Source organism: Ancylobacter sp. (assembly GCF_965249975.1).
Lineage (GTDB): Bacteria > Pseudomonadota > Alphaproteobacteria > Rhizobiales > Xanthobacteraceae > Ancylobacter.
Genome location: NZ_CBDFNE010000016.1, coordinates 1 through 8087, shown reverse-complemented (window position 1 = coordinate 8087; position 8087 = coordinate 1). Strand labels below are relative to the sequence as shown.

Sequence of the window (8087 nt, the reverse complement as noted above, 5' to 3'; positions counted from 1 at the left end):
TGCCGGGGATGCGCCCGCCGCGGAGCGCGGCGAGGGTGACGGCCAGCTCGACGAGCCCGCAGCTGCCGAGCGTGTGGCCGAGGCTGCCTTTCCAGCCGGTGAGCGGGGCGCCGGGAAAATGCCGGGCAAAGGCCTCGGCCTCGAGCCGGCCGGCGTCGAGCGTGCCGGTGCCGTGGCCCTTCACCCAGACGCGCCGCCCGCCCGCGGCCGCGGCGATGCTGCCGGCGCAGGTGGCGAAGCCGGCGCCATCGGGCTGGTTGGAGGTGAAGTGGAACATCTCGTTGTGCAGCGCGTGCGCCGCCAGCCGGAAGGGCGCCGCGTCGCGCGTGAGCACGGCAAATGCCGCGCCGTCGCCGAGGCCGATGGATCCGGTCTCGCGCCGGGCATAGGGCGCGGGCAGGCCGCCGTTGAGGATCTTCAGGCTGTGGAAGCCGCCGGCGACGAACGGGCTCACGAAATCAAACGAGAACACCAGCACGCGGTCGGCCAGCCCCGCGTGCAGCAGCCGCGCGGCGTGGGCGAGTCCGAGATGGGCGGTGGCGCAGGCATGCGAGAACACCGTCACGTGTTCGCCCCAGCCGAATTCGTTGCGGAGGAGCCCGACGGTGGCAAAGGGCGTGCCGTGCGCGAGGTGCCGCTTATCCCGGTCGCGCGTGAACGCGTAGAGGCTGCCGACGCCGAAGTTGCTGCTCGTCACGACCACCGGTGCGCGGGCCGTGCCCCACGGGCCGGGGGGGATGCCGGCGGCCAGCTGCCGCAGGCCGGGCAGCCAGCGCGGGGGCAGGGTCTCGTCCATCGGCCCCGTCAGCGCGAGCGGCACGGGGTCGCCGCCGTCGCGCCCGAGCACGGGCGAGAGGGTGAGCGCGCGCCGGCCGGCCAGCAGGGCGGCGGCGGTCGCGGCGGCATCACCGAAGGGGGTGAGGCAGTCGCAGGCCGCGAGGCCGGCGGGCAGTTGATCGGCGGCGGGCATGGGCGGATCAGGCGCCGGCGGACTGGGCGCGGACGAAGGCCGCCAGCGTGCTCACGCTCGTGAGCGCCCGGCGCGACTCCTCGCTGTTGCCGATCTTGACGCCGTAGGCCTTCTCGACCGCGAGCACGAGCTCGAGGGCGTCGAGCGAGTCGAGGCCGAAGCGGGCGGAACCGATGAGCGGTTCGTCCACCGGGATGTCCGCGGGTCTGACATCGTCGAGCTTGAGCGTGGCGATGATGAGCGTCTGGAGGTGATGGATGAGGGGATCCGGCATGGGGAAATCAGGTCGGGCGGCGGAGGAGGTGGCAGACATTGCTGCCGCCGAAGCCGCTACTGTTGTTGAGCACGAGGCGCGGGGCCTCCGCGAGGGTGGTGCGGGGCAGATCGAGGCCGGCGCAAACGGGATCGGGATCCACGAGGTGCGCGGCGCCGGGGATGAAGCCGCCGTCGATGGCCAGAGCGCAGAACGCGGCCTCCATCACGCCGGCGAGGGACAGGCCGTGGCCGGTCAGGGCCTTCGTGCTGCTGATGCGCGGCCGGGCGTTCTCCGCGGTGAACACGGCGTGCAGGGCGAGCGCCTCGGAGCGGTCGCCCGCGACGGTGGAGGTGGCGTGGGCGTTGACGTAGGCGATGTCGGCGGCATTGACGCGGGCGTCGGCGAGCGTGCGCTGCATGGCCCGGCGCAAGCCCGCGCCCTCGGGGTGCGAGACGGCCACGCTGTGGCCGTCGCCCGCCTGGCCCCAGCCAATGAGCTCGGCGTAGATGTGCGCGCCGCGCGCGCGGGCCAGGTTGGCGTCCTCGAGGATGAGCGCGACGGCGCCGCCGGTGCCGACGAAGCCGTCGCGGGCGCGGTCGAAGGGGCGCGAGGCGGTGGCGGGGTCGGGGTTGGAGGAAAGCGCACGCAGGCTGGCGAAGGAGACGATGCTCTCGGCGGTCAGGTCCTCCGCGCCGACGACCAGCATGCGCTGCTGCCGGCCGAGGCGGATCTCGTCCATCGCGTAGCCGAGGGCGTGGCTCGACGACGCGCAGGCGGAGACGAACCCGCAGACCGCGCCGGCAATCCGGTAATGCGCCGCGAGGTTGAAATTCAGCGTGCCGGCGATCGACGAGACGATGCCCATGGGATTGCCGCGCTCGCCGCGCGTCTCGTGCATCTGGTTCAGGAAACCGCGCAGCATGAACGGCGAGCCGGCCGAGGCGCAGAACAGCCCGCTAGTGCCGTCCGCCAGCGCGGCCGGCTCGAGGCCGGCATCGGCCAGCGCCTGCTGCAGCGCGCAGACGGCGTAGACGCCGTGCGGGGCGAGGCCGCGGAGCAGCTCGCGATCAACGGTAAACCGTTCCGGCCAGCGCCAGTCGCGCCAGCTGGTCGTGGGGAAGGCGAAGCCGTCGATGAGGCCCGCGACCTTCACCGGCAGGTCCGGGTTGCCGAGGAACTCGACGGGCGCAAAGCCGTGGCGCAGCCCGACCAGGCTGCGCTGCACCGTGGCGCGGTCCTGGCCGATGCTGGTGATGAAACCCAGGCCGGTGATGACGGGGAGCGGCGGCATAGAGACGGGCTTTCAGCGCGCCGGCTGACCCGTCACCTTGAGGTGGATGAACCCGCGCAGGTCATCCAGCGTGCGCACGCGGACGATTTCCTCGTTGGTGATGGCGATGCCGAAAAGGTCCTCGGTGAAGAACACGACCTCGGTGATGGCGAGGGAGTCGAAGCCCAGGTCGTCGGCCAGCCGGGTGTCGCCCGGCAGCTCCGCCAGCGGGCGGGCGGGGGCCTTGGGAATGAAGTCCTCGAGGATGGCGAGCAGGACGGGGTCGAGCGCGGCGGGCTCGCCGCCGGCCGAGAAGCGGGCGAAGGCGGCCTGCGCCGCCTCCGGCAGGTGCCGGATGCTTTCCTCCCGGTAGTCCGGGGTGGTGAGGGTGGCGGTTGCTTTCATGAGGGGGCGGGTCAGGCCTTGACGGCGGTGTATTCGCTGAAGAGGCCGAGCACGACGTCGCGCCGGACGGCGGTGAGGCCGGCGGCCGCGAGCGCGGCGAGCACGGTGGCCGGCGGCACGCACGCATCCATCGTCTCCCAATAGTAGAACATCATGTCGCTGGCGCCCTCGCTGCGGGTGAACAGCCGCGTGAGCCACGGGTAAAGGCGGCCGAACCAGAGGCGGAAGAGGAAGCCGCCGGGCCGCCCGGCGGGCTTGGTGACCTCGAGGATCAGCAGCTTCCCGCCCGGCTTCAGGACGCGGTGGAATTCCCGGAAGGTCTCCTCCAGGCTCGTCACATGGCGGAGGGCGTAGCCCATCGTGAGGAAATCGAACGAATTGTCCGCCAGAGGCAGCGCCTCGGCGCGGCCGAGGACAAAGCGTGCCGCGAGCTTGGTCCGCGCGACGTCCAGCATGCCGGCGCTGGGGTCGAGGCAGGTGATGTGGGCTGCGGTGCGGAGGATCTTCGCCGCCTCGGCCGCCACGAGGCCGGTGCCGCACGCGACATCGAGCAGGTGGTCGCCGGGCATCAGGCCGTGCTGCAGCAGCGTCCGGTGACGGTAGGCGGCGCCGCTGCCGAGAAAGCCCCAGCCCACCACGGTGTCGTAGTGCCGGGCGCCGCGATCAAAGAGGCGGTTGACGAACGCCGGCTTCGCCTCGGGCGTGGGGTAACGGGCGGCCAGGGTCGGATGCGGCATCATCGGCGGGGTGGGTGAGGGATTTTTCCGGGGGACACGGCGGCGCTCAGGCGCAGGAGGCCTGCAGGTGGCCGGCGGCGCGGCTCGAAGCACGTGAAGGGCGAAGCGTCGTCGAATTCCGGGTAGGCCTTGCCGAGCAGCACGCGGAGGTTGGTCCGGGCGCGCGCGATGCGGCTCTTGGCCGTGCCGACGCGGATGCCCATCGTGAGGCTGATGTGGCTGTAGGAGTGCTGCTGCACGTTGCGCAGCGTGAGGATGTCGCGCTGGCCGGCCGGCAGGCGGCTCATGCACTCGGTGACGATCGCGCTGAACTCGCCGGTCGTCGCCTCCTGCACGGGGCCGGGTGCGTCGCAGGCGACCAGCTCGGCGAAGGTCGCGCTGTTGCCTTCGCCGACCGACGCGTCGAGCGGCAGCGACGCGTGGCGGCGGCGGCGGAAGAAATACCAGTAGCGGTTGCGCGAGAGGTTGAGCGTGATGCGGTAGAGCCAGGCGGCGAGCGAGGCGTCGCCGCGGAACCGCGCGAGGCCGCGGTGCGCGCGGATGAAGGTGTCCTGCGCGATCTCCTCGGCGTCGGCGCGGTTGCGCAGGAGGCCGAGCGCGACCACGAGCATCTTGGCGCGGTAGCGGCTGACGATCTCCACGAAGGCGGTCTCGTCGCCGGCGTTGAAGCGGCGCACCAGCCCGGCGTCGTGCAGCGCCTCGCGGCGGGACAGGGCGGCGCGCTCGGCGACCAGGGGGGACGGAACGCGGGCGGGACGGAAAATAGGTGCAACCATGGCGCCAAGACTACCGGCTAAACCCAACCGGCAAAATGGGGTCTTGTGCTACCGGCGGCGCACGGCGGCGAGGCTCCGCACGGCGCCGAACACCACCGGGCCCCAGCGCAACACCGTGCCGAGCACGCTGGCCCGCGGCGCCGCGGCGCGCCTGAACAGGAAGCCGAGCGGCACGGCGGCGAGGGCCGCGAGCGGCGACAGGTTCCGCACGAGTGCCACCAGCCGGTCCGCCCAGGCGAGCGGTTGCAGCACGCGCCCCGCGTCGGCGGCGCACGCGTGGCGCCGGCGGGCGATGCGCAGCCGGATCGCGGTCTTGTGCGAATCGAGCCGGATCAGTTCCTGGTTTGGATACATGCGCGGTCCTCCCCGATTTCCTGCAGGGTGGCGGCGAAGGGCTGGGGTTGCCGCGCGAGGTAGCGGCGCAGGGCGACAATAATCGCGACCAGCGCGACGGCGTAGAGGGCCGTCAGCCCGCCGAGCACGGCGAGCCGGGCGCTCGCCCAGAAAAAATAAACCACGGTGAGGCTGGCGAAGGCCAGCGTCATCATGGCGGTGAACACGGCGGCGCTGATCCAGACGAAGGTCCGGATCAGGCGGAATTTCTCCTCCTGCAGCTCGACGGAGAAAAGCTCGAGCCGGTCCTGGAGACTGGCGGCGAGCCCGTCCCCGAGTTGCCGGAGCGAGTCCATGAAGCCCGGCGGCGGGTCAGGGGGAGTTTCCATCGGGCGTGGTGATCAGTTGCCGCTGCGGCGGCCGACGAGCACGCCGACGAGCAGGCCCACGCCGGCGGCGATCGCGATCGACTGGTAGGGGTGGGCGCGGATGGTCTCGTCGGTGTATTTCGCGCCGGCGGTGACGTTCTTCTTCGCGCTGGCGTAGATCTCGCCCATGCGCTCCGAGGCGGCCTCGTAGCGGTGGCGGAGCGCGGACACGGCCTCGTCGGTGTGTTCGGAGACGGAGGACTCGATCATCTTCTCGGCGTCGACGACGAGGGTGCGGAGATCGTTGAGCAGGTCGGCGGGAGTCTGGGGCGCGGAAGCGCGGTGGTTTTTCATCAGGAGGTTGGGTTGGTTGGGGCGGCGGGGTGAGCCGGCGGACGGGTTTGTCGCCGGGCGCAGCTGCCACCGGTCCGAGCATACCGGCCAGCGGGCGCGCCGGCTATGGGGTGTTCAGGGCACACGCGGCGTTCAAGTGGACCAGAAGGTGATGAAGAACAGCGCGGCGCGGTAGGCCTGCAGCGAAAGGTTGAGGGCGATCCCGAGAGCGAGGGCCTTGGCCAGCGTGAGCCAGGCGGGCTCGGCGGCATAGATCGTGCGCGCGGCGCGGAAGAGGTAGGTGGTCATCAGCACGAGGCTGAAGCCGATGATGCCGCCGTTGACCGCGGTGGCGGAGGGAAACACGTCGACGGTGCGCAACAGGCGCACGGTGAGGTTGGTCAGGGGCCAGCGTCGCGCTGATCAGGAGCAGCCAGAACGCGCCGAAGTGCAGCGAAAAGACCAGGTGCGCCGAGTAATGTCGGCGCTGCCGCCAGTGGAGCGCCATCACGGCGAGGGAAAAGAACGGCACGACGAGGATGACGAGCGACTTGGCCAGGGTGATCGCCGCCGGGTCGAAGACGGCGGCGTAGGCCTCGACCGTCACCGAGCGCAGGGCCAGGCGCGGGGTGACGAGGGACTCGGCGAGGCCATGGTGCCAGGTGTAATGCAGCTGGGTGTTGAGGTCGGTTGTCAGCGTGTTTCGAACCGATCAGCGGGTGGAGCAGGAAAAAGATCAGGTTCGCGATCAGGAAGAGCTGGAGCGGCGGGATGTAGGGCTTGCGCTTGCCCCGCAGGTAATCGGCGGTGAGCCGGCCCGGGCGGGTGAGGAGGCAGCGCAGGGTTAGGAAGACCTTGCCATCCGCGTGCGTGAAGGCCTCGAACAGGTGCTCGAGGAAGCGCCGCAGCGTGTGGTCGGCGGGGCCCACGAGCTTCTCGCCGCAGCGGGCGCAAAAGCGGCCGCCGAGTGGCTCATGGCAATTCGCGCAGCGCGCGGCTGGTTCAGTCATGGCCATAAAAAAGGCCGCCATGGAGCGGCGGCCTCTGCAATGGGAGGGTCATGGACCGCTTCAGGTCTTCATGATGTTCCGGCCGGCGGGGCGGTTCTTGATCGGGCCCTTGCCGCCCTTGGATTTTGCTGCGCGATTCTTGGCGGCGGTCATTCGGCCGCCTCGTGATTTCTTTGCCATAATGTTATTTCCCGGTGGTTGGATTGAGGATGTTTCGTTTCAAGACGCATGATGCCCGAGTGGCGGGGCCGGGGGTATAAGGTATAACCCTACATCATGGCGGCGGCGGGTGAAACGGGTTTTGACTGCGGGCCAGGTCGCTTTACTCATGTCTGAACATGCACGCGGAAGACCTCCTGGAACGGGCGGCCCACTACGTATCCGGCGAGATGCCGGCGACGGAGCGCGAGAGCTTTGAGGTCGTCCTCGAGTTTCACGAGGAATTGCGGTCACACGTGGCCGGGTTGCAGGAAACCGTGGCCGGGCTGGCCGCGGCGGAGGCACCGCCGGTCGCACTCCCCGCGGGATTGAAGGCACGCCTGCTCGCCGCCGTGGCCGCGCTGCCGGCGCCGGCGGAACCGGAGGCCCTCGTGGTCACCGACCCGGGCGGGCTGGTGCTGTGGGTCAACCCGGCTTTCACGGCGATGTGCGGTTACTCGCTGGCGGAGCTCAGGGGCCACAAACCCGGCGAGTTGCTGCAGGGCCCGGCCACCGATGCCGCTGCGGTGCAGCGCATCCGCGAGTCAGTGCAGGCGCGGCGCGCCTGCCGCGAGACGCTGGTCAATTACCACAAGGACGGCAGCCGTTATCGCGCCGAGGTGCGCATCGCGCCGGTGCTGGCCGACGGCGGGGAGCCGCTGTGGTTCGTCGCGAAAGGAACGCAAGGTTCCGGAGACGGCGCGGGCCGGCTGAGCCGGATCTGCGTCTAGTCGCCGTTGCGCGGCTTCGACGCGATCAGGCCCGGATACTCGACGCCGAAGAGCGCGGGGCGTGCCTGCGGCCGCGGGTCGGCCCCCGGGGCGAGGTGCTTGAACACGTCGCTGAAGCGGATCGAGCACTGCAGGCGGCGCTGGCCGTGGGCGTCGATCTTCGGGTTCACCTGGATGACGGCGCCGGTGAACGGCGGGGAATTCTTCATCTTCAGCGCCAGCTTGCGGGTCTCCTCCACCGAGGGTCCGGTGTCCTTGATGAGCGCATCGAGCTTCAGCAGGTCGGCGTAGGTGACCGGGCCCCACAGCCTGCGCCACAGCTCCGGCGAAACCTCGGGGGCGATGATGTTGACGATGCGCTTCATGTCGCCGTCCTGCGACCAGAAGCCGATGATGAGCAGGAACGGCTCGTCGATCTCATACTGGCGGAGGGCGTCGCCGAGGTCGACGGCGGTGCCGTGCTTGACGGCCTTGGGGTTGACGGGGATGGCGCCGTGTGCGCGGTTCGCGGGCCGCGGGGATGTCCCAGCGCTGCGTGTAGCTCGCCGGCTTGTAGCCGTCGAAGAAGGTGTCGCGCACCCAGCGCTCGAACACCAGGCCGTGCGACTGCACCTCCTGCGCGGAACCAAGGGTCAGGGCCGCGGCGCAGGCCGCGAGCAGAAGCCGGAAGCGTCTCATGTTTCGAGGAAGACCCGGAGGG

At 70.5% G+C, this 8087-nt stretch carries 12 protein-coding genes and 1 pseudogene; 1 reads left to right on the top strand and 12 read right to left on the bottom strand.

What is annotated here, in order from left to right; genetic code table 11:
• The 11 genes and pseudogenes from ACP2AH_RS12980 to ACP2AH_RS12930 all read right to left on the bottom strand — a co-directional run.
• Window positions 1–970, bottom strand: a pseudogene (locus tag ACP2AH_RS12980) (hypothetical protein); the annotation flags it as partial.
• A gap of 7 nt (window positions 971–977) precedes the next feature.
• Window positions 978–1244 carry a phosphopantetheine-binding protein gene (locus ACP2AH_RS12975; RefSeq protein WP_425106183.1) on the bottom strand — a complete coding sequence of 89 codons (267 nt, stop codon included), beginning with the start codon at window positions 1242–1244 and terminating at the stop codon, window positions 978–980.
• 7 nt (window positions 1245–1251) lie between these two features.
• Window positions 1252–2517: a beta-ketoacyl-[acyl-carrier-protein] synthase family protein gene (locus ACP2AH_RS12970; protein WP_425106182.1), complete on the bottom strand. Its 1266-nt coding sequence runs from the start codon at window positions 2515–2517 to the stop codon at window positions 1252–1254.
• 12 nt (window positions 2518–2529) lie between these two features.
• On the bottom strand, window positions 2530–2901 hold the full coding sequence (locus tag ACP2AH_RS12965; protein ID WP_425106181.1) for an acyl carrier protein: 372 nt from the start codon (window positions 2899–2901) through the stop codon (window positions 2530–2532).
• Between the two features lie 11 nt (window positions 2902–2912).
• Window positions 2913–3641, bottom strand: a complete 729-nt coding sequence (locus ACP2AH_RS12960; RefSeq protein ID WP_425106180.1) for a class I SAM-dependent methyltransferase — start codon at window positions 3639–3641, stop codon at window positions 2913–2915.
• Window positions 3638–4414: an RNA polymerase sigma factor gene (locus tag ACP2AH_RS12955; protein ID WP_425106179.1), complete on the bottom strand. Its 777-nt coding sequence runs from the start codon at window positions 4412–4414 to the stop codon at window positions 3638–3640. Before ACP2AH_RS12955 ends, ACP2AH_RS12960 begins: the two co-directional genes overlap by 4 nt.
• A gap of 48 nt (window positions 4415–4462) precedes the next feature.
• Window positions 4463–4768, bottom strand: coding sequence for a hypothetical protein (locus ACP2AH_RS12950; RefSeq protein WP_425106178.1), 306 nt, complete (start codon window positions 4766–4768; stop codon window positions 4463–4465).
• The gene (locus tag ACP2AH_RS12945) at window positions 4747–5136 is read right to left on the bottom strand and encodes a phage holin family protein (RefSeq protein WP_425106177.1); all 390 of its coding nucleotides are present in this window, start codon (window positions 5134–5136) and stop codon (window positions 4747–4749) included. Before ACP2AH_RS12945 ends, ACP2AH_RS12950 begins: the two co-directional genes overlap by 22 nt.
• Before the next feature lie 12 nt (window positions 5137–5148).
• The gene (locus ACP2AH_RS12940; RefSeq protein ID WP_425106176.1) at window positions 5149–5469 is read right to left on the bottom strand and encodes a DUF883 family protein; all 321 of its coding nucleotides are present in this window, start codon (window positions 5467–5469) and stop codon (window positions 5149–5151) included.
• Window positions 5470–5601: 132 nt separating this feature from the next.
• The gene (locus ACP2AH_RS12935) at window positions 5602–5829 is read right to left on the bottom strand and encodes a hypothetical protein (protein WP_425106175.1); all 228 of its coding nucleotides are present in this window, start codon (window positions 5827–5829) and stop codon (window positions 5602–5604) included.
• A 20-nt stretch (window positions 5830–5849) separates the two neighbouring features.
• Window positions 5850–6458 (bottom strand): DUF3667 domain-containing protein, encoded by a 609-nt coding sequence (locus ACP2AH_RS12930; protein WP_425106184.1) that lies wholly within the window; start codon window positions 6456–6458, stop codon window positions 5850–5852.
• 338 nt (window positions 6459–6796) lie between these two features.
• On the opposite strand from ACP2AH_RS12930, the gene ACP2AH_RS12925 reads away from it, so the two are divergent.
• Window positions 6797–7387, top strand: a complete 591-nt coding sequence (locus ACP2AH_RS12925) for a PAS domain-containing protein (RefSeq protein WP_425106174.1) — start codon at window positions 6797–6799, stop codon at window positions 7385–7387.
• Here ACP2AH_RS12925 and ACP2AH_RS12920 read toward each other — a convergent pair.
• Window positions 7384–7752, bottom strand: a complete 369-nt coding sequence (locus ACP2AH_RS12920) for a hypothetical protein (protein WP_425106173.1) — start codon at window positions 7750–7752, stop codon at window positions 7384–7386. The two genes, ACP2AH_RS12925 and ACP2AH_RS12920, sit on opposite strands and share 4 nt — an antisense overlap.
• Window positions 7753–8087: the final 335 nt, after the last annotated feature.

Bases quoted from the DNA above. Each gene is read 5' to 3' on its own strand.
- ACP2AH_RS12965 (WP_425106181.1), bottom strand. From the start codon at position 2,901: ATGAAAGCAACCGCCACCCTCACCACCCCGGACTACCGGGAGGAAAGC.
- ACP2AH_RS12955 (WP_425106179.1), bottom strand. From the start codon at position 4,414: ATGGTTGCACCTATTTTCCGTCCCGCCCGCGTTCCGTCCCCCCTGGTC.
- ACP2AH_RS12940 (WP_425106176.1), bottom strand. From the start codon at position 5,469: ATGAAAAACCACCGCGCTTCCGCGCCCCAGACTCCCGCCGACCTGCTC.
- ACP2AH_RS12945 (WP_425106177.1), bottom strand. From the start codon at position 5,136: ATGGAAACTCCCCCTGACCCGCCGCCGGGCTTCATGGACTCGCTCCGG.
- ACP2AH_RS12960 (WP_425106180.1), bottom strand. From the start codon at position 3,641: ATGATGCCGCATCCGACCCTGGCCGCCCGTTACCCCACGCCCGAGGCG.
- ACP2AH_RS12920 (WP_425106173.1), bottom strand. From the start codon at position 7,752: ATGAAGCGCATCGTCAACATCATCGCCCCCGAGGTTTCGCCGGAGCTG.
- ACP2AH_RS12930 (WP_425106184.1), bottom strand. From the start codon at position 6,458: ATGACTGAACCAGCCGCGCGCTGCGCGAATTGCCATGAGCCACTCGGC.
- ACP2AH_RS12950 (WP_425106178.1), bottom strand. From the start codon at position 4,768: ATGTATCCAAACCAGGAACTGATCCGGCTCGATTCGCACAAGACCGCG.
- ACP2AH_RS12975 (WP_425106183.1), bottom strand. From the start codon at position 1,244: ATGCCGGATCCCCTCATCCATCACCTCCAGACGCTCATCATCGCCACG.
- ACP2AH_RS12970 (WP_425106182.1), bottom strand. From the start codon at position 2,517: ATGCCGCCGCTCCCCGTCATCACCGGCCTGGGTTTCATCACCAGCATC.
- ACP2AH_RS12925 (WP_425106174.1), top strand. From the start codon at position 6,797: ATGCACGCGGAAGACCTCCTGGAACGGGCGGCCCACTACGTATCCGGC.